Origin of the sequence: Pseudomonas jessenii, from assembly GCF_002236115.1 — a bacterium.
GTDB classification, from domain to species: domain Bacteria; phylum Pseudomonadota; class Gammaproteobacteria; order Pseudomonadales; family Pseudomonadaceae; genus Aquipseudomonas; species Aquipseudomonas jessenii.
The window spans coordinates 287,736-306,102 of sequence record NZ_NIWT01000006.1; the positions used below are offsets into that span (position 1 = coordinate 287,736).

The 18,367-nt window shown below is 61.1% G+C and carries 16 protein-coding genes; 3 read left to right on the top strand and 13 right to left on the bottom strand.

Annotation, left to right across the window (positions count from 1 at the left end):
- Positions 1 to 44: 44 nt before the first annotated feature.
- Genes ubiB through ubiE form a run of 3 tightly spaced genes read right to left on the bottom strand, consistent with a single transcriptional unit; the run spans position 45 to position 3,039 of the window.
- Positions 45 to 1,649, bottom strand: coding sequence for a ubiquinone biosynthesis regulatory protein kinase UbiB (gene ubiB / locus PSJE_RS21445; protein ID WP_090452651.1), 1,605 nt, complete (start codon positions 1,647 to 1,649; stop codon positions 45 to 47).
- Entirely contained in the window at positions 1,646 to 2,269 is a 624-nt protein-coding gene (locus PSJE_RS21450) for a ubiquinone biosynthesis accessory factor UbiJ (protein ID WP_057712368.1), read from the bottom strand. The genes ubiB and PSJE_RS21450 overlap by 4 nt, the downstream gene beginning before the upstream one ends.
- Positions 2,269 to 3,039, bottom strand: coding sequence for a bifunctional demethylmenaquinone methyltransferase/2-methoxy-6-polyprenyl-1,4-benzoquinol methylase UbiE (gene ubiE, locus PSJE_RS21455; protein ID WP_053153319.1), 771 nt, complete (start codon positions 3,037 to 3,039; stop codon positions 2,269 to 2,271). Before ubiE ends, PSJE_RS21450 begins: the two co-directional genes overlap by 1 nt.
- Before the next feature lie 155 nt (positions 3,040 to 3,194).
- On the opposite strand from ubiE, the gene PSJE_RS21460 reads away from it, so the two are divergent.
- From PSJE_RS21460 to PSJE_RS21470, 3 genes are all read left to right on the top strand, one after another.
- Entirely contained in the window at positions 3,195 to 3,470 is a 276-nt protein-coding gene (locus tag PSJE_RS21460; RefSeq protein WP_090452653.1) for a polyhydroxyalkanoic acid system family protein, read from the top strand.
- A 245-nt stretch (positions 3,471 to 3,715) separates the two neighbouring features.
- A complete protein-coding gene (locus PSJE_RS21465; RefSeq protein ID WP_057712367.1) occupies positions 3,716 to 4,138 on the top strand; it encodes a phasin family protein in 423 nt (140 codons plus the stop codon).
- Positions 4,139 to 4,148: 10 nt separating this feature from the next.
- Entirely contained in the window at positions 4,149 to 4,985 is an 837-nt protein-coding gene (locus PSJE_RS21470; protein WP_090452655.1) for a phasin family protein, read from the top strand.
- 192 nt (positions 4,986 to 5,177) lie between these two features.
- On the opposite strand, the gene PSJE_RS21475 is transcribed toward PSJE_RS21470, so the two are convergent.
- The 10 genes from PSJE_RS21475 to PSJE_RS21520 all read right to left on the bottom strand — a co-directional run bounded on the left by PSJE_RS21475 (position 5,178) and on the right by PSJE_RS21520 (position 18,321).
- The gene (locus tag PSJE_RS21475; protein ID WP_057712365.1) at positions 5,178 to 5,798 is read right to left on the bottom strand and encodes a TetR/AcrR family transcriptional regulator; all 621 of its coding nucleotides are present in this window, start codon (positions 5,796 to 5,798) and stop codon (positions 5,178 to 5,180) included.
- Between the two features lie 59 nt (positions 5,799 to 5,857).
- Positions 5,858 to 7,540 carry a class II poly(R)-hydroxyalkanoic acid synthase gene (gene phaC, locus PSJE_RS21480; protein WP_090452657.1) on the bottom strand — a complete coding sequence of 561 codons (1,683 nt, stop codon included), beginning with the start codon at positions 7,538 to 7,540 and terminating at the stop codon, positions 5,858 to 5,860.
- Between the two features lie 115 nt (positions 7,541 to 7,655).
- Positions 7,656 to 8,510: a poly(3-hydroxyalkanoate) depolymerase gene (gene phaZ, locus PSJE_RS21485; RefSeq protein WP_057712363.1), complete on the bottom strand. Its 855-nt coding sequence runs from the start codon at positions 8,508 to 8,510 to the stop codon at positions 7,656 to 7,658.
- Between the two features lie 157 nt (positions 8,511 to 8,667).
- On the bottom strand, positions 8,668 to 10,347 hold the full coding sequence (gene phaC / locus PSJE_RS21490; RefSeq protein ID WP_057712362.1) for a class II poly(R)-hydroxyalkanoic acid synthase: 1,680 nt from the start codon (positions 10,345 to 10,347) through the stop codon (positions 8,668 to 8,670).
- A gap of 259 nt (positions 10,348 to 10,606) precedes the next feature.
- Positions 10,607 to 10,978, bottom strand: coding sequence for a gamma-butyrobetaine hydroxylase family protein (locus PSJE_RS21495; RefSeq protein ID WP_057712361.1), 372 nt, complete (start codon positions 10,976 to 10,978; stop codon positions 10,607 to 10,609).
- 213 nt (positions 10,979 to 11,191) lie between these two features.
- A complete protein-coding gene (hslU, locus tag PSJE_RS21500) occupies positions 11,192 to 12,529 on the bottom strand; it encodes an ATP-dependent protease ATPase subunit HslU (protein WP_057712360.1) in 1,338 nt (445 codons plus the stop codon).
- Between the two features lie 54 nt (positions 12,530 to 12,583).
- On the bottom strand, positions 12,584 to 13,114 hold the full coding sequence (gene hslV, locus PSJE_RS21505; RefSeq protein ID WP_007975582.1) for an ATP-dependent protease subunit HslV: 531 nt from the start codon (positions 13,112 to 13,114) through the stop codon (positions 12,584 to 12,586).
- 284 nt (positions 13,115 to 13,398) lie between these two features.
- Positions 13,399 to 14,112, bottom strand: coding sequence for an SPOR domain-containing protein (locus PSJE_RS21510; protein WP_090452661.1), 714 nt, complete (start codon positions 14,110 to 14,112; stop codon positions 13,399 to 13,401).
- Between the two features lies 1 nt (position 14,113).
- The gene (gene argS / locus PSJE_RS21515) at positions 14,114 to 15,850 is read right to left on the bottom strand and encodes an arginine--tRNA ligase (protein WP_090452663.1); all 1,737 of its coding nucleotides are present in this window, start codon (positions 15,848 to 15,850) and stop codon (positions 14,114 to 14,116) included.
- Positions 15,851 to 16,101: 251 nt separating this feature from the next.
- Positions 16,102 to 18,321: a primosomal protein N' gene (locus tag PSJE_RS21520; RefSeq protein ID WP_090452665.1), complete on the bottom strand. Its 2,220-nt coding sequence runs from the start codon at positions 18,319 to 18,321 to the stop codon at positions 16,102 to 16,104.
- Between the last annotated feature and the right edge of the window lie 46 nt (positions 18,322 to 18,367).

An 18,367-nucleotide genomic window follows, 5' to 3' on the forward strand; every position in this document is an offset into this window, starting at 1 on the left:
GAGCTCAGGCGTTCAAACAGTGTGCCAGTCGTTCACACAACTGGCTATCGGCGCACGACCAGATACAAACCGACCGCCATCATGATTCCCGCCGGCCAATAGGCCAACTGGTTCAGCGGTCCGCCAGCGGCAAGGACGGCGCCACCGGCCAGATGGGCCGTACCGAGCAGGCGCAGGAACCAGTCGTCACGGCGTCGACGCCACGGTGGCGGCGGGTCGTAGGCGTGGGGTTGGGACATGCGTTCGAGCAGGTCGCGGGCCATGTTGGCCAGGTGCGGGATCTGTTCGAATTGGCTGTGCACGTTGCCGAGCAGGGCTTTGGGGCTGACCCGCTCGCGCATCCAGCGTTCGAGGAATGGCTGAGCGGTGTTCCACAGATCGAGGTCCGGGTACAGCTGGCGGCCCAGGCCTTCGATGTTCAACAGGGTTTTTTGCAGCAGGACCAACTGCGGCTGCACTTCCATGTTGAAGCGGCGCGCAGTCTGGAACAGGCGCATCAGCACCTGACCGAAGGAAATATCTTTTAACGGTTTTTCGAAGATCGGCTCGCACACGGTACGGATCGCCGCTTCGAATTCGTTGAGCTTGGTTTCCGCCGGCACCCAGCCCGAATCGATGTGCAACTGCGCCACGCGACGGTAATCGCGCTTGAAGAAGGCGAACAGGTTGCGCGCCAGGTAATCCTGGTCTTCCGGGGTCAGGCTGCCGACGATGCCGCAGTCGATCGCAATGTACTGCGGGCTCCACGGACTCACGGTGCTGACGAAAATGTTGCCGGGGTGCATGTCGGCGTGGAAGAAACTGTCGCGGAACACCTGGGTGAAGAAAATCTCCACGCCACGCTCGGCGAGCATTTTCATGTCCGTGCGCTGGTCGGCCAGAGTCGCCAGATCGGTAACCTGAATACCGTAGATGCGTTCCATCACCAGCACTTTCGGCCGGCACCAGTCCCAATAGACTTGCGGGACGTACAGCAGCGGCGAGCCGTCGAAGTTGCGCTTCAACTGGCTGGCGTTGGCCGCCTCGCGCAGCAGGTCGAGTTCGTCGTAGATGGTTTTTTCATAATCGCTGACCACGTCCACCGGGTGCAGCAGGCGCGCATCGGCCGAGAGTTTTTCGGCGGCGCGGGCGAGGATGAACAGCCACGCCAGGTCCTGGGCAATCACCGGTTTGAGGCCCGGGCGGATCACCTTGACCACCACTTCTTCACCGGTTTTCAGTTGCGCGGCGTGTACCTGCGCCACCGAGGCCGAGGCCAGCGGTTCGACGTCGAAACGGCTGAAGACTTCGCTGATTTTCTTACCCAGCTGTTCTTCGATCAGCTTGACCGACACTTGCGAGTCGAATGGCGGTACGCGGTCCTGCAGCTTCATCAGTTCGTCGGCGATGTCCTCGGGCAACAGGTCGCGGCGAGTGGACAGGATCTGCCCGAACTTTATGAAGATCGGCCCCAGGTCCTGCAACGCCAGGCGCAAACGCGCGCCACGGCTCAGGTCCAGGGTTTTGCGCGGGAACCAGCGCCACGGCAAGGCGTAACGCAGCGCCCGCAAGAACCAGGGCAGCGGCAGGGCGAACAGCAGGTCATCGAGGCGGTAGCGGATCACGACGCGCTGGATGCGCAACAGACGGCGGACGGCAAGCAGCTTCATGCGTTATCGCTTGGGTCGAGGGATCGGGAAAGGCGCTCGAAACGCGCCTCGAGACGTTCAAGATCAAGCTTGATCTGGTCCAGCTCACTGAATCGGGCTTCGGCTTCGCGCTGACCGACAAGGGTGCGCGATTCTTCGGCCAGGTACTCACCTAGGTTCTGGTTGAGGCTGGCGAACCCTTGCTGATACCAGCGGGCGCGGCTGCGCAGGTGACCGCCGACCAGTTGCGTGGCCACAGGTCCCAGCCAGCGCGAGAGTTCGTACTCCCAATCCAGTTCCAGGTCCTGGAGGATCGCCGCCAGTTCCAGCAGCACGCCGCTGTCGCCGTCGAGTTCGACTTCAGGGGCGTGCAGGACCGAGGTCTTGTCCTTGCTCATCGCCAGTTTCAACAGGCTCGAGGCCGGTGCACGCAAGGTGCAGTCGGCGCCGGTTTCCCACTGGGAGGCGAGCATCAGACCTTCGTCGCTAGGCAGGATGAACAGTTGCAGCACCGGGCTGCGGCAATCGACGGCAATCACTTTGCCGGTCAAATGCGCCAGCCGCGGCAGCGCCGTGCTGTCGAGACGCAGCACCCGGTTCAGGCCGAGTTCAACGCTGGCGAGCAGGCCGGCGAGCAACATCAGGGCTTGATGCCGCGGTGCAGGGCAACGATGCCTGCGGTCATGTTGTGATAGGTCACGCGGTCGAAACCGGCCTCGACCATCATCGACTTCAGGGTTTCCTGGTTCGGGTGCATGCGGATCGATTCGGCCAGGTAGCGATAGCTTTCCGAGTCGTTGGTGATCAGCTTGCCCATCAGCGGCATGAAGGCGAACGAGTAAGCATCGTAGGCCTTGGACATCAGTGCGTTGGTCGGCTTGGAGAACTCCAGTACCAACAAGCGGCCGCCCGGCTTGAGCACGCGTAGCATCGAGCGCAGGGCATCTTCCTTGTGGGTCACGTTGCGCAGGCCGAAGGCGATGGTCACGCAGTCGAAATGGTTGTCCGGGAACGGCAGTTTTTCCGCGTCGGCCTGGACGAATTCGACGTTGCCGGCCACACCGAGGTCAAGGAGGCGGTCACGACCGACCTTGAGCATGGATTCGTTGATGTCGGCCAACACGACCTGGCCGGTCGGGCCTACCAGGTGCGAGAATTTTTTGGTCAGGTCGCCAGTGCCGCCGGCGATGTCGAGCACGCGGTTACCGGCACGAACGCCCGACAGTTCGATCGCGAAACGCTTCCACAGACGGTGCATGCCGCCCGACAGAAGGTCGTTCATCAGGTCGTACTTGGCGGCTACCGAGTGGAAAACCTCAGCGACTTTTTCCGCTTTCTGGCTTTCCGGAACGTTTTTGAAGCCGAAGTGAGTGGTGGGTTCGGCATCGCTGCCTTTGCGCTGATCAGTCATATCGCTGTCACCAAAAGAGAATGCGCGACATTCTAATCCCCAAGGCATGCTTTGTCTTGGCAAGGCTGAAGGTAAGATGGGCAACCATCGGGACGTTTTGACGCAGCAGTGGTCAAGATGCCTCGGGAAAGCATCCATAAAGCAGGAGTCATTTGATGGCCCGTATTAGTGTTGAACGTGCCCATGGCCTGGGTAAGGAAGCGGCTCGCGAGAAGGCCGACAAGCTGGCGCAGAAACTTTCCGATCAGTATGGCCTGGAGCCGCAGTGGTCCGGCGACACCCTCAACCTCAAGCGCTCGGGTGTGAAGGGTGCGGTGCATGTCAGTGAAGATTCGATCAAGGTCGACGTGGAGCTGGGCCTGATGATGTCGGCCATGGGCGGCATGATCAAAGCGGAAATCGAAAAGGCGCTCGACAAGGCCCTGGCCTGATTTCCAGCTGTAATGAGATCCCCTGTGGGAGCGAGCTTGCTCGCGATGGCGCAGTGTCAGTCGACATTAATTTTGACTGATGAATCGCTATCGCGAGCAAGCTCGCTCCCACAGTTTTTTGCGTGGCGCTCTCAAAGGTTTATGTCATTTGTTAGGGTGCCGTTTCTAATTTTTCTCCCTACTTTGTGCCAGAGCCCGACACTTACCCGGGCAGTTCCTCAAACCTTCTGCGCGTGAGGTGCACCATGGCCAAAGTTATTTTGAAGAAAAAAATCGACCCGTCGACCGGCACGCTGGGCGACGTCAAATCCTATGCCCGCAAGATCTGGCTGGCAGGCCTGGGTGCCTACGCCAAGGTCGGCCAAGAGGGCAGCGAGTACTTTCAGGAGCTGATCAAGGCTGGTCAGGTTGTTGAAAAGAAAGGCAAAAAGGTAGTCGCTGAGAAGCTTGAAGCGGCCAATGCCGAGATCGATGAAGCCAAGAGTGAAGTCAGCACTTTCAAAGGCAAGGTCGAGGTTCAACTCGACAAGGTCGAGAAGGCGTTCGACACGCGTGTCGCAAGTACCTTGAATCGTATCGGTATTCCGTCTAAACATGACGTTGAGACACTCTCTGCTAAGCTCGATGAGCTGACGGCATTGCTCGAACGTGTCGCGCGTAAATCTTAAGGAGAACGGGATGGCTGTTAAAAAGAAAACCGAAAAAGAAGGCAGCTCGTGGATCGGGAAGGTTGAAGATTACTCCCGAAAAATCTGGCTGGCTGGTTTAGGCGTGTACTCGAAGATCGACACTGACGGCAGCAAACTCTTCGATGCATTGGTTAAGGACGGCGAGAAAGCCGAGAAGCTCACCAAGAGCGCTGTTGGCAAGACTGTCGACGCCGCCAAGGACTCCGCTTCTTCGGCCAAGTCGCGCATCAGCGGCGTGAAAGATCGCGCACTGGGCAAGTGGGATGAGCTGGAAGGTGCTTTCGACAAGCGTCTGAACAGCGCCATTTCGCGTCTGGGCGTACCGAGCCGCAACGAGGTCAAGGCACTGCACAGCAAGGTCGAAACCCTGACCAAGCAAATCGAAAAACTGACCGGTGCCAAGGTTGCGCCTGTTGCGGCGAAAACCGCGGCAGCCAAGCCTGCTGCCAAAACCGCAGCCAAGCCACTGGCAAAAGCAGCGGCTAAACCTGCTGCCAAGCCTGCGGCTAAAACTGCAGCCGCCAAACCGGCCGCAGCCAAACCCGCAGCCAAGCCGGTGGCTGCAAAAGCCGCCGCCAAACCAGCGGCTAAACCGGCCGCCAAGCCTGCAGCGAAAACTGCAGCGGCCAAACCCGCTGCGGCGAAAAAACCAGCGGTGAAAAAGCCTGCAGTTCCAAAGGCCGTCGCGCCAAAACCAGCAGTGGCAGCTGCCAAACCGGCAACGCCGGCAGCTCCGGTCAGCGCTTCGAACTCCGCTACCGCACCGACCCCTGCGGTCACCCCGACTGTCGCGCCAGCTCCATCGACGCCAACCAGTCAGTCCTGATTTTCAGGGCTCAAGAAAACGCCCGGCCTGTGTAGGTCGGGCGTTTTTGTTTGTGTGCGAATCTCTGACCGACACAAGCCCAATGTGGGAGCGAGCTTGCTCGCGATGAGGCCATCACATTCAACATTGATGTTGGCTGATCCGCCGCCATCGCGAGCAAGCTCGCTCCCACAGGGTTGGCGGGTGTCAGGCTTACTCGTGGTCTTCCAGGTACTCCATCGCCATCTGTTCGGTCGCGGCCTTCATCGATGGCAGCAGGTGCGGCGCCACCAGCATCATGATCTGGTAAACCACCAATCGCACTTCGCCCTGACGATCAAGAATCCGCTGATAGTCCAGTGAAAAAAGCAGCGTCATGGTGATCTGCTCCACCAGTTGCCCCAGTGCCTGGGTATCGCTGACCAGCAGCCCTTGCGCCTTCAATCGTGCCAGCAGCGACGCCAGTGTGCGCTTGAGTGCATTAAGCAGGTTGCGAATGCCCTTGGCCAGTTTCGGCAGGCGCCCGGCGAGGTTCGACAGGTCCTGGAACAGGAACCGGTAGTGGGACAGGCGTTCGACGATCAGGTGCAGGAACAGCCAGTATTCTTCGGGTGCCAGTTCGGCATCGGCCGGTGGATCGAGCAAGGGGGCCAGTTCGCCCTGGAAACGCTCGAACAGCCCGAGAATCAGAGGCTCCTTGCCGTGGAAGTGGTAGTAGAGGTTGCCCGGGCTGATGCCCATCTCATTGGCAACTTCCATGGTGGAGACATTCGGTTCGCCCTTCTGATTGAACAACTGCAGGGCACATTCGAGGATCCGGTCGCGGGTTTTCATCCAGTCTTCTTAATGATCGGGTCTTGCCACGGCCGACAGTGGCCGTGGCTCGTTGAACGTCAGCGCACGCGCACGTAAGTACCGGGTGCTGCCTCCATCGGTGGATAGTTCTGGTTGCCGAGCGCCATGTGGGTTTCCTTCTGCGCGCCGGAGCGTTCCTGAATCCAGCCAAGCCATTGGGTCCACCAACTGCCATCGACACGCTTGGCGTCGTAGTACCAGGCCCGTGGGTCGCTGCTGAATTTGCCGTTCTCGACGTAGTTGGCTTTCGGGTTGCTCGGCGGGTTGAGGATGCTCTGCACATGGCCGCTGTTGGACAGCACGAAGCGCCGCTCGCCACCGAGCAACAGCGTCGAGCGATACACCGCGTCCCACGGCGTGATGTGATCGTTGATGCCGGCGACGCTGAAGCTGTCGACGGTGACCTTCTGCAAGTCGATCGGCGTGCCACACACTTCCAGGCCGCCCGGGTGAGTCAGCGGGTTGTGCTTGAAGAAGTCCAGCAGGTCGCCATGCAGGGCGGCCGGCAGGCGCGTGTTGTCGTTGTTCCAGTAGAGAATGTCGAACGCCGGTGGCTCCTTGCCCAACAGGTAGTTGTTGACGAAGTAGCTCCAGATCAAATCGTTGGGGCGCATCCAGGCGAAGACCTTGGCCATGTCGCGGCCGTCCAGTACACCTTTCTGATAGGAGCGGCGTTTGGCGGCTTCCAGAGTCTGTTCGTCGGCGAACAGCGTTGCGGGGCTGTCCATCTGGCTGTCGAGCAGGCTCACCAGGTAAGTTGCGCTGGACACCCTGCGCAGCTGCCGTTTGGCCTGCAGGTGTCCTTGCAGCGCGGCAATGGTCAGACCGCCGGCGCAAGCGCCCATCAGGTTGACCTCCCGTGCGCCGGTGATCGCCCGGCAGACATTCATGGCCTCTTCTACGGCTTCCACGTAGGTCGAGAGCCCCCATTCGCGGTGACGCACATCCGGGTTGCGCCAACTGATCATGAAGGTTTGCAGGCCGTTTTTCAGCGCGTACTGGACGAAGCTGTTGTGGGGACTCAGGTCGAAAATGTAGTACTTGTTGATTTGCGGTGGCACCACCAGCAGGGGCTTGGAATACTGCTTTTCGCTCATCGGTTTGTACTGGATCAACTCCAGCAGTTCGTTGCGAAACACCACGGCTCCGGTGGAGGTGGCGACCGTCTTGCCAACCTCGAATGCTTGCTTGGTGACTTGCCGGGGCAGGCCGTCGTTGTGCAGCAGATCGTCCACCAAATGGCTGATGCCACGCACCAGGCTGTTACCGCCGGAATTGAAGAGCTCCTTGACCGCCAGTGGATTGAGCAGGGTGTTGGAGGGTGATACGGCGTCGTTGAGCAAGGTGAACGCAAAGTGGGCACGGGCGCGGTCGTCCGGGCTCATGTCGCTCTCGTCGATCCAGCTCTTGACCTGTTTCTGCCAGCTAAGATAGGCCTGCAGGCTGCGCCGATAAAACGGGTTGAGGCTCCATGCCGGATCGGTGAAGCGGGTGTCCTGCGGGTTGGTCGGGTGCAGGGTTTCGCCCAGCAGCACACGACCAAGCTGGCCGCCGAGTTTGAGGGCATGTCGGGCACTGTGCACCGGATTGCGCAAGCCATGGGCGGCCACACTACGCAGGGTCGATAACAGATCCCGACCGCGCAGGCCGGTAATCGCACTCTGTGCATTGATGAACGCGGCGGGAGTCGGTAAGGAATCCCTCGCTGGTTTCTCGCGCATGAGTCAACACTCCTTCGTCTTCAGGCTAAAAACAAACACACCGAACCAGAACACCATAGACGCTGTAACGGGTTGTTGCGCGGCGTGGCGTCCTGCCGGCCGCTGATGCAGCGGTTTAGCTGCCCAATGGCGCCGGACGCGGATGCATCACCGCGCGCTGGCGCTCCTCTTCCAGGAATTTCATGATGATCGGGGCCACCGCTTCGGCCCGGGTAATCAGGAACAAATGCCCGTCATCGATGATGTGCAACTGGGCGTTGGGGATCCGCCAGGCCAGCAAGCGCATGTTGACCAACGGGATCAGCGGGTCATCGTCGCCGGCCAGTACCAGGGTCGGCTGGCGGATCTTGTGCAACCAGTGGATGCTGGTCCAGCCGAGGCCGGCGAACAGCTGCCAGTAGTATCCGAGCTTGCCCGCTGAACGCACCTTGGCCGCATGGCTCGCGGCCAGCGTCGGGTCGCGACGGAAAGCGCCGCCGTAGATCATCGGCGCAATGCGGATCACGTGGGACGGTTGGATGTAGCGTCGCGGGCTGGCCATCATCCACAGCACTTTCGGCTTGCCCGGTACCATCACCGCACCCGCCGCCGTTGCCGCCAGCACGAGTTTCTTGCAGCGCTCCGGATAGTCGTAGGCGAACTGTTGGGCCAGGGCGCCCCCCCAGGACACGCCGATGACGTTGACCTGCCCGTAGTCGAGATAGTCGAGCATCCGCGCTGTGAGCTTCGCAAGGCTCGGAAAGCGATACGGCCGGTTTGGTGTCGACGAGCCGCCGACGCCGGGTACGTCGAAGGCGATGACTTCCAGGTCCGGATCCAGTGCAGCGATGAACGGGAACACCAGCTCCAGGTTGGCGCCGATGCCGTTGAATATCAGCAGGGGCGTCAAGTGAGGCTTGCCGGGGCGTACCGCCGTGCGGAGCGTCTGGCCATCCAGATCGACGGTACGGAATATGAAGGGTTGCGGCATGCTTCTGGCCCTGTGTGTCGCTTTCTCAAATTCTTCCCCGATCCCTTTGTGGGAGCGAGCTTGCTCGCGATAGCGGAGTGTCAGTCAGCGCATATGCCAAACCTGCCACCGTCATCGCGAGCAAGCTCGCTCCCACAGGGAAGTCGAGGTGTGTCAGTTACCGCTCATGCACATAGGTGCCTGGCGCGGCTTCACCCGCGGGATAGGCCTTGTTGCCCAATTTCAGCGGAGCTTTTTTCAGGTTGCCCGAACGCTGTGCCTGCCACGCCTGCCAATGCAGCCACCAGGAGTCGGCGTGCTTGGTCGACTCTTCCTGCCAGTCATCGGCATTGGCGGGCATTTCAGTGCTGGTCATGTAGCGCGATTTCGGATTGCCCGGCGGGTTCAGAATGCTCTGGATGTGTCCGCTGCTGGACAGTACGAATTCAACGTTGCCGCCGAACAGTTGCGCCGACTTGTAGCAGGAGCGCCACGGGGTAATGTGGTCGCTGGTGCCGGCCAGCGAGAAGATGTCGGCGGTGACCTTCTTCAGATCGATCGGCGTACCGCACACTTCCAGTGCATCGGCACGGGTCAACGGGTTACTTTTGAACATCTCGATCAGGTCGCCATGGAACGCGGCGGGCAACCGGGTGGTGTCGTTGTTCCAGAACAGAATGTCGAATACCGGAGGTTCGTTGCCCAACAGGTAGTTGTTGACCCAGTAGTTCCAGATCAGGTCGTTGGGGCGCATCCAGGCGAAGACTTTCGCCATGTCGCGGCCTTCGAGTACACCGGCCTGGTACGACTGGCGCTTGGCGGCTTCCAGGGTTTGCTCGTCGACGAACAGGGCCACGTCGCTGTCCAGGGTGGTGTCGAGCACGCTGACCAGCAGGGTCAGGGCGTTGACCTTGTTCTCGCCGATTGCCGCGTAGTGGCCCAGCAGCGCGGTGCAGGTGATGCCGCCGGAGCAGGCACCGAGCATGTTCACGTCTTTGCTGCCGGTGATGGCGGTGACCACATCAACCGCTTCCTTGAGCGCTTCGATGTAGGTCGACAGGCCCCACTCGCGCTGCTCCTTGGTCGGGTTGCGCCAGCTGACGATGAAGGTCTGCATGTTGTTGCGCAGGCAGAATCGCGCCAGGCTCTTTTCCGGGCTCAGGTCGAAAACGTAGAACTTGTTGATCTGCGGCGGTACCACCAGCAGTGGGCGTTCATGCACCTGCTCGGTGATCGGCTTGTACTGGATCAGCTCCAGCACGTCGTTGCGAAAGACCACCGCGCCCTCGGTCACACCAAGGGTCTTGCCGACCTCGAATGCACCCATGTTGACCTGGCTCGGCATGCCGCCGTTATGCACCAGGTCCTTGGCCAGGTGCGAGAGGCCGTCGAGCAGGCTCTTGCCACCGGTTTCGAAGAAGCGCTTGACCGCCGCCGGGTTGGCCGCCGTGTTGGTCGGGGCGAAGGCCTCGGTCATGAGGTTGATCACGAAGTGCCCGCGGCTGACGTCCTTGGCCGGCAGGTTACTGTCGTCGATCCAGTCGTGGAGTTCCTTGCGCCACGCCAGGTAGGTTTGCAGATAACGTTTGTAGAGCGGGTTCTGGCTCCAGGCCGGATCCGCGAAGCGACGGTCATCGCTGGTCGGCAGCAGCTCGGATTTGCCGAGCAGCACGTTCTTGAGTTCAAGGCCGAAATGAGCGACATGCCTGGCGCTGTGTATCGGTTGCTTGATGGCCTGCCTGAGCACCATTCGAGCAGAAGCCAGTAGATCCTTTCCACGCAGTCCAACGACAGGATTCAGCCCCAAGGTGTTTTCCGAGGCTTGACTCTTCAAGTCATCGTTATTCTTGTTACTCATCTACGACGCTCCATTGTCCTGAGACGAGTACCGGGTCCTGCTGTGTAGTCACACAGCCAATGCCAGGTACTACTGCTCGGGGTGACCGTTAATACTGCATCGCTGCTTTTTTAATGCAGAGAGCACTGCAGGGAACTTGCCAGTTCCATTGGTTACCCGAGTTTAATTTTTTTCGCAAGCAGGCCAATCGGCGGCCCTGGAGCGGAGCATTCAAACAGATGAAATTAGAAAATGCCCTCTAATGAGCAAGAGGCTCGGATTAGAGCATCAGCCTGACGACGGATTCGTTCGGATCGCGGGTTTTTCCGGCGGCTTTTAGCTCGGCCAGATAATCTTCCCAGAGTGCGTCATAACGTCGCCCCAGCTCGTACAGATATTCCCAGGTGAACAAGCCGCTGTCGTGGCCGTCATCGAAGGTCAATTTCAGTGCGTACTGACCGGCGGGTTCTACCTTGGTCAGTCCTACGTTGATCTTGCCAAATTGCAGGATGGGTTTGCCGTGGCCCTGGACCTCGGCGGAAGGAGAGTGCACGCGCAAGAACTCGGCGGGCAGGGTGTACTCCTCGCCGGACGCGTATTTGAGCGTCAGGGTTTTCGAGGCTTTGTGCAGCTTGATGTCGGTGGGGATCATGGCCAGATGTCCGTCTTGTGCAGAACCTTGTGGGAGCGAGCCTGTGGCGAGGGGGCTTGCCCCCGTTCGACTGCGAAGCAGTCGTAAAACCGATCACCGCATTCTGATTCAGGATCGCGGTGGCTGGTTTTAGGTGCGCTTCGCGCCCCAACGGGGGCAAGCCCCCTCGCCACAGGCTCGCTCCCACAGGATCTCTATCGCTGTAAGTATGGCTTACAGGATATAACGGGACAGGTCTTCGTTCTGTGCCAATTCACCCAGGTGGCTGTTGACGTAGTCGGCGTCGATCTGGATCACCTTGTCGTCATGGGCGCTGGCCAGGTCGCCGGCGCTGAACGACACCTCTTCGAGCAGGCGCTCGAGCAGGGTGTGCAGGCGACGGGCACCGATGTTTTCGGTTTTCTCGTTGACCTGCCAGGCGATCTCCGCGATGCGCTTGATGCCGCTCGGCTGGAACTCGATGCCCAGGCCTTCGGTTTTCAGCAGAGCGCAGTATTGCTCGGTGAGCGAGGCGTGAGGCTCGCTGAGGATGCGTTCGAAATCCTCAGGGGTCAGGGCCTTGAGTTCGACACGGATCGGCAGACGGCCTTGCAGCTCGGGCACCAGGTCGCTCGGCTTGCTCAGGTGGAACGCACCCGAAGCAATGAACAGGATGTGGTCGGTCTTGACCATGCCCAGCTTGGTGTTGACGGTGCAGCCTTCGATCAGCGGCAGCAGGTCGCGCTGCACGCCTTCGCGGGACACATCGACGCCACCGGAATTGCCACGCTTGGCGACCTTGTCGATTTCGTCGATGAACACGATGCCGTGCTGCTCGACCGCTTCCAGGGCCTTGGCCTTCAACTCTTCATCGTTGACCAGGCGACCGGCTTCTTCGTCACGCACCAGCTTGAGCGCTTCCTTGACCTTGAGCTTGCGGGCTTTCTTCTTGCCCTTGCCCATGTTGGCAAACAGGCTTTGCAACTGGTTGGTCATTTCTTCCATTCCCGGTGGCGCGGAGATATCGACGCCGGCCATTTCGGCGACCTCGATTTCGATCTCCTTGTCATCCAGCTGACCTTCACGCAGGCGCTTGCGGAACAGCTGGCGGGTGTTGGAATCGGCAGTCGGGGCGTCGTCGCTGCTGAAGCCCATGCGCGCCGGTGGCAGCAATGCATCGAGGATGCGCTCTTCGGCGGCGTCTTCGGCGCGGTGGCGAACCTTGACGATTTCCTGTTCGCGCAGCAGCTTGATCGCGGCATCGGCCAGGTCACGAATGATCGATTCGACGTCGCGGCCGACATAGCCGACTTCAGTGAACTTGGTCGCTTCGACCTTGATGAACGGCGCATTGGCCAGTTTGGCCAGACGACGGGCAATCTCGGTTTTACCGACACCGGTCGGGCCAATCATCAGGATGTTCTTTGGCGTTACTTCAACGCGCAGCTCTTCAGGCAGTTGCATGCGGCGCCAGCGGTTGCGCAGGGCAATGGCGACGGCGCGCTTGGCATCGTCCTGGCCGATGATGTGGCGGTTGAGTTCGTGGACGATTTCACGGGGAGTCATGGACATAATATTCAGTGGACCTCAAGCAAGAATGAGCCGTGGTGCGATGGCTGCACGGGCTTACTCGGCGCAGTCCTGCTCCTCAATGGTCTGGGTGTGGTTGGTGAATACACAGATGTCGCCGGCGATACCGAGGGCGGTTTCGACGATTTCCCGGGCTGACAGGTCGGTCTTTTTCAGCAGCGCGCTGGCCGCGGCCTGGGCGTAGGCGCCACCGGAACCCATGGCGATCAGGCCATCTTCCGGCTCAACCACATCGCCGTTGCCGGTGATGATCAGGGAGGCGTCCTTGTTGGCGACCGCGAGCATGGCTTCAAGGCGGCTCAGGGAACGGTCGGTGCGCCATTCTTTGGCGAGTTCGACGGCGGCGCGCACCAGGTGACCCTGGTGTTTTTCAAGCTGGCCTTCGAAACGTTCGAAGAGGGTAAAGGCGTCGGCGGTGGCACCGGCAAAACCGGCGATGACCTGACCGTGGTACAGGCGGCGAACTTTTTTCGCGTTGCCTTTCATCACGGTATTACCAAGGGAAACCTGGCCGTCGCCGCCCATGACGACTTTGCCGTGGCGGCGAACTGAAACGATGGTGGTCAAGGGAAGAGTCTCCACGCAGCGGGGCGAAAATGCCTTATGCCCATTCATATGGGGGTGGTGGAGAGGATTTCAACTGAAGGAAGCGGCGGGGGACGAATGGCGTGCAATAACTGTGGTGAGGGGGCTCGCCCCCGTTCGGTCGCGCAGCGGCCGCAAAACCGGTATCCCGGATTTGTGAAGCAACGTGGTGTCCGGGTTTGGGGGCGCTTCGCACCCCAGCGGGGGCAAGCCCCCTCGCCACAGGGGTTGTGGGCGACCTCAAGCAAGGTGCCCACAGGGAGGAATCAGCGGCCCTGGCGTTGTTGTAACAACAAATTGCTGAAGCCTGCGCCCGCCAATTGTTTCTGCGCGGTGGTCAGTTGCTCGCGGTTGCTGAACGGCCCGACCAAAACCCGATACCAGGTTTCGTCCTTCACCGTGCCGGACTCAACCGCCACGGCCTGGCCCAGCAGGATGATCTGCGCCCGCACCTTGTCCGCATCAGTCTCTTTGCGGAACGAGCCAGCCTGCAGGAAAAACTTCGTCACAGGCGCAGCCTTGACCGGTGGTGCAGGAGGCGGAGTAATCCCGGCCAAGGCAGCCTGGGCCCGTGCGGTGTCGATCTTCGCCGCTTCGGCCGGGGTGACCGGCGTGGTCGGGATGGCCGGCACTTGCGGCGTCGGCAGGGTTTTTTCCGGCACGGCATCCGGCGGCACGATGACTTCCGATTCCGGCAGCAAGGTGTAGAAGTCGTACTTCGGCTTCACCGGTTGCGTCGGGCTCGGCGGGGTCTTGTTGGCCTCGGCGATCTTGCTGGCTTTCTGCTGTTGCTGTTGCTCGACCTTTTCACGCTTGACCGTGTCGCTGCCCTTGCCCGGCTCCAGTTTCATCAAAAACACAAGGAACGCACCGACCGTGAGGCCGATGACCATCCACAACCAACCCGGAATCGGTTGCTTTGCAGGAGCTTGGTAACGGCTGGCGCCACGCTTGGGTGCAGGTTTTTTCTTGGCAGCCAACTTACATACGCTCCAGAGTTTCCAGGCCCAAGAGTTCCAGGCCTTGCTTGAGGGTGCGTCCGGTCAGCGCGGCGAGGCGCAGGCGGCTCTGCATTTGTGCCGGGGTATCGGCGGCGAGGATCGGGCAGTTCTCGTAGAAGCTGGAGAACAGGCCGGCGACGTCGTACAGGTAAGTGCAAAGGATGTGCGGGGTGCCTTTTTCGGACACGTTGTTCAGGATTTCGCCAAACTGCGCGAGCTTCGCCGCCAGTTCATGTTCGTGCGCCGCTTCGAGGACGATCTGGCCTTCGACTTCGCTGAAGTCCTTGCCGAGCTTGCGGAACACGCCGGCCACGCGGGTGTAGGCGTACAGCAGGTACGGCGCGGTGTTGCCTTCGAAGTTGAGCATCAGGTCGAAGTTGAAGCTGTAGTCGCTGGTGCGGTGCTTGGACAGGTCGGCGTATTTCACCGCGCCGATGCCCACCACCTTGGCGATGTTGCGCAGCTCGGCTTCGGCCAGCTCCGGGTTCTTGTCCTTGACCAGGGTGTAGGCGCGTTCCTGGGCTTCGGTCAGCAGGTCGATCAGCTTCACGGTACCGCCATCACGGGTTTTGAACGGACGACCGTCCGCGCCGTTCATGGTGCCGAAGCCCATGTGTTCCATTTCCATCGGATGGGTCACGAAACCGGCCTTGCGCGCCACGGCGAACACTTGCTGGAAGTGCAGGGCCTGACGCTGGTCGACGAAGTACAGCGCACGATCGGCCTTGAGCTTGCCGCTGCGGTAGCGCACGGCCGCCAGGTCGGTGGTGGCGTAGAGGTAGCCGCCGTCAGCCTTGACGATGATCACCGGCAGCGGGTCGCCGTCGGCGTTCTTGAACTCGTCGAGGAACACGCATTGGGCGCCGTTGCTCTCGACCAGCATGCCTGCGGCCTTCAAGTCGTTGACCACGTTGATCAGGTCGTCGTTGTAGGCGCTTTCGCCCATCACGTCGGCCATGGTCAGTTTAACGTTGAGCAGTTCGTAGATCTTCTGACAGTGGGACAGCGAGATGTCCTTGAACTTGGTCCACAGGGCCAGGCAATCGGCGTCGCCGGCCTGCAACTTGACCACCAGGCCACGGGCGCGGTCGGCGAACTCTTCGGATTCGTCGAAGCGTTGCTTGGCGGCGCGGTAGAAGTTCTCCAGGTCCGACAGCTCGTCGCTGGTGATCGGGTTTTCCTGCAGGTAAGCCATCAGCATGCCGAACTGGGTGCCCCAGTCGCCGACGTGGTTCTGACGGATCACGGTGTCGCCGAGGAACTCCAGCACGCGGGCCACGCCGTCGCCGATGATGGTCGAGCGCAGGTGACCGACGTGCATCTCCTTGGCCAGGTTCGGTGCCGACAGGTCGACCACGGTGCGCTGCACCGGGCCGGCCTTGCGTACGCCGATGTGGGTGTCGGCCAGGGCCGCGTCCAGGCGCGAGGCCAGGGCGTCGGTGTTCTGGAAGAAGTTCAGGAAGCCCGGGCCGGCGATTTCGGTCTTGGCGACATTTTCGTCAGCCGGCAGGGCGGCGATGATTTTTTCCGCCAGGTCGCGGGGCTTCATGCCGGCGGGCTTGGCCAGCATCATGGCGATGTTGCTGGCGAAATCGCCGTTCTTCTTGTCGCGGGAGTTTTCCACCTGGATCGCCGGCGACAGGCCTTCAGGCAACACACCTTCGTTGACGAGTTGGGTGATGGCTTGTTGGATCAGCTGGCGAATGGTGTCTTTCATGGTCTTCTCTTTCGACCGCAGGCGCGGCGGCGCATCATGCGCTGGTGGAAAAACTGGGCATTATCCGTTGCGAAGACGGGCTTGCCAACCTTAGCAGGCAGGATGTGGATGTGTGGTGACAATTAGGGCCTCTTCGCGAGCAAGTCGAATCGTCGCACCGCCGCTCCCACAGGTTTTGAGGTGGATACAAAATTTAGTTCCACCAGAAAACCACTGTGGGAGCGAGCTTGCTCGCGATGGCAATCTCCAAATTAATACAAATCGACCGGATCAACATCCAAGGACCAACGCACCGCCCGCCCGCTCGGCATCTGCTCCAGCACCAGCAACCAACTGGCCAGCAATCGATGCAAGGGTGCTCGCGCCGTAGCCTGTACCAACAGCTGTGCACGATAACGCCCGGCCCGGCGCTCCATCGGTGCCGGGACCGGTCCCAATAACTCGATTCCGGTCAGATTCTGCTCGGCCAGCAAACGCTCCGCCTCGCTGCAAGCCTCATCCAGGAAGCCTTCGGCCTGACCCGGTTTATGCGCCTCGGCCCGCAGCAGCGCCAGGTGCGCAAACGGCGGCAGACCGGCCGCGCGGCGTTCGCTCAAGGCCTGTTCGGCAAAGGCGAAATAGCCTTGCTCGGTCAATTGCACCAGCAGCGGGTGGTCGGCCAGGTGCGTCTGGATAATCACCTTGCCCGGCTCTTCGGCGCGACCTGCGCGGCCGGCGACCTGCACGATCAATTGAGCCATGCGCTCGCTGGCGCGGAAGTCGCCGGAGAACAGGCCGCCGTCGGCGTCGAGGATCGACACCAGCGTCACCCGTGGAAAGTGGTGACCTTTGGCAAGCATCTGCGTGCCGATCAGGATGCACGGCTGGCCTTTTTGAATGGTCGCGAACAACTGGTTCATCGCATCCTTGCGCGATGTGCTGTCGCGGTCGACCCGCAGCACCGGATAGTCCGGGAACAGAATCGCCAGGCGCTCCTCGGCCCGTTCGGTGCCGGCGCCAACGGGGCGCAGATCGACCTTGTTGCACTTCGGGCACTGGCGCGGCACACGTTCGACGTAGCCGCAATGGTGGCAGCGCAACTCGCCGTAACGCTGGTGCACGGTCATTCTCGCGTCACAGCGCTGGCACTCGGACATCCAGCCACAGTCATGACACAGCAGGGTCGGGGCGAAGCCGCGGCGGTTGAGGAACACCAGGACTTGCTGTCCGGCGGCCAGAGTCTGGCCGATGGCTTGTTGCATCGGCCCGGAAATGCCGCTGTCCAGCGGGCGGCTTTTCACGTCCAGACGCAGGAAGCGCGGCTGTTTGGCGCCGCCGGCTCGCTCGTTCAAGCGCAGCAGCCCGTAGCGGCCGGTGTAGGCGTTGTGCAGGCTTTCCAGCGAAGGGGTGGCGGAACCGAGGACAATCGGGATGTTTTCCTGTCGCGCCCGCACCAATGCCAGATCACGGGCGTGGTAGCGCAAACCTTCCTGCTGTTTATAGGAGCCGTCGTGCTCTTCGTCGATGATGATCAGGCCGGGGTTCTTCATCGGTGTGAACAGGGCCGAGCGGGTGCCGATAATGATGTCGGCCTCACCGTCCCGCGCGGCCAGCCAGGCCTCGAGGCGTTCGCGGTCATTGACCGCCGAATGGATCAGCGCGATACGGGCATTGAAACGCTGTTCGAAGCGCGCCAGGGTCTGCGGGCCGAGGTTGATTTCCGGGATCAGCACCAGCGCCTGCTTGCCGGCCTCGAGGGTTTCGCGGATCAACTGCAGATAGACTTCGGTCTTGCCGCTGCCGGTGACGCCGGCCAGCAGGAACGCGTGATAACTGTCGAAGCCAGCGCGAATCGCCTCATAGGCGGCGCGCTGCTCCGGGTTTAGGGGGAGTTCCGGTTGCGCCAGCCAGTGTTCGTGGCGTGCGCCCGGGGCGTGCCGGCGGATCTCGACCTGCACCAGGTCCTTGGCCAGCAGCAAATCCAGGCTGTCCTTGCTCAGCATCAGTTTGCTCAGCAATTGATGGGCGACGCCATGGGGATGTTGGGCCAGCGTGGCCAGGGCTTCACGCTGGCGCGGGGCGCGGGCGATGCGCGGATCGTCGAGGCTGGCCCCCGGCGCGGCGGACCAGAAGCGCTCCTGGCGTGCTTCGGCTAATTCACCCTGGCGCAGCAAAACCGGCAGCGCCCAGCTCAAGGTGTCGCCGAGGCTGTGCTGGTAATACTGGGATGTCCACAGGCACAGCTTGAACAGCGCGGGCGGCAGCGGTGGCGTAGCGTCGAGCAGGGCCAGGGCCGGCTTGAGTTTCTCGACCGGCACTTCGCTGGTGTCGGTGACTTCTACCAGAATACCGATCATCTCCCGTCGGCCGAACGGTACCCGCAGGCGCATGCCGGGGTGCAACTGGGCGCGCAGGACGCCAGCCGGAGCGCGGTAGTCGAACAGGCGGCGCAGCGGCGAAGGCAGGGCGAGGCGCAAAATGGCGTCGGGCACGCGGGGGATCTCGATCAGCGGAAGATAAAAGCGGGGTTGGATGTCC

Bases quoted from the DNA above. Each gene is read 5' to 3' on its own strand.
- ubiB (WP_090452651.1), bottom strand. From the start codon at position 1,649: ATGAAGCTGCTTGCCGTCCGCCGTCTGTTGCGCATCCAGCGCGTCGTG.
- PSJE_RS21450 (WP_057712368.1), bottom strand. From the start codon at position 2,269: ATGTTGCTCGCCGGCCTGCTCGCCAGCGTTGAACTCGGCCTGAACCGG.
- ubiE (WP_053153319.1), bottom strand. From the start codon at position 3,039: ATGACTGATCAGCGCAAAGGCAGCGATGCCGAACCCACCACTCACTTC.
- PSJE_RS21460 (WP_090452653.1), top strand. From the start codon at position 3,195: ATGGCCCGTATTAGTGTTGAACGTGCCCATGGCCTGGGTAAGGAAGCG.
- PSJE_RS21465 (WP_057712367.1), top strand. From the start codon at position 3,716: ATGGCCAAAGTTATTTTGAAGAAAAAAATCGACCCGTCGACCGGCACG.
- PSJE_RS21470 (WP_090452655.1), top strand. From the start codon at position 4,149: ATGGCTGTTAAAAAGAAAACCGAAAAAGAAGGCAGCTCGTGGATCGGG.
- PSJE_RS21475 (WP_057712365.1), bottom strand. From the start codon at position 5,798: ATGAAAACCCGCGACCGGATCCTCGAATGTGCCCTGCAGTTGTTCAAT.
- phaC (WP_090452657.1), bottom strand. From the start codon at position 7,540: ATGCGCGAGAAACCAGCGAGGGATTCCTTACCGACTCCCGCCGCGTTC.
- phaZ (WP_057712363.1), bottom strand. From the start codon at position 8,510: ATGCCGCAACCCTTCATATTCCGTACCGTCGATCTGGATGGCCAGACG.
- phaC (WP_057712362.1), bottom strand. From the start codon at position 10,347: ATGAGTAACAAGAATAACGATGACTTGAAGAGTCAAGCCTCGGAAAAC.
- PSJE_RS21495 (WP_057712361.1), bottom strand. From the start codon at position 10,978: ATGATCCCCACCGACATCAAGCTGCACAAAGCCTCGAAAACCCTGACG.
- hslU (WP_057712360.1), bottom strand. From the start codon at position 12,529: ATGTCCATGACTCCCCGTGAAATCGTCCACGAACTCAACCGCCACATC.
- argS (WP_090452663.1), bottom strand. From the start codon at position 15,850: ATGAAAGACACCATTCGCCAGCTGATCCAACAAGCCATCACCCAACTC.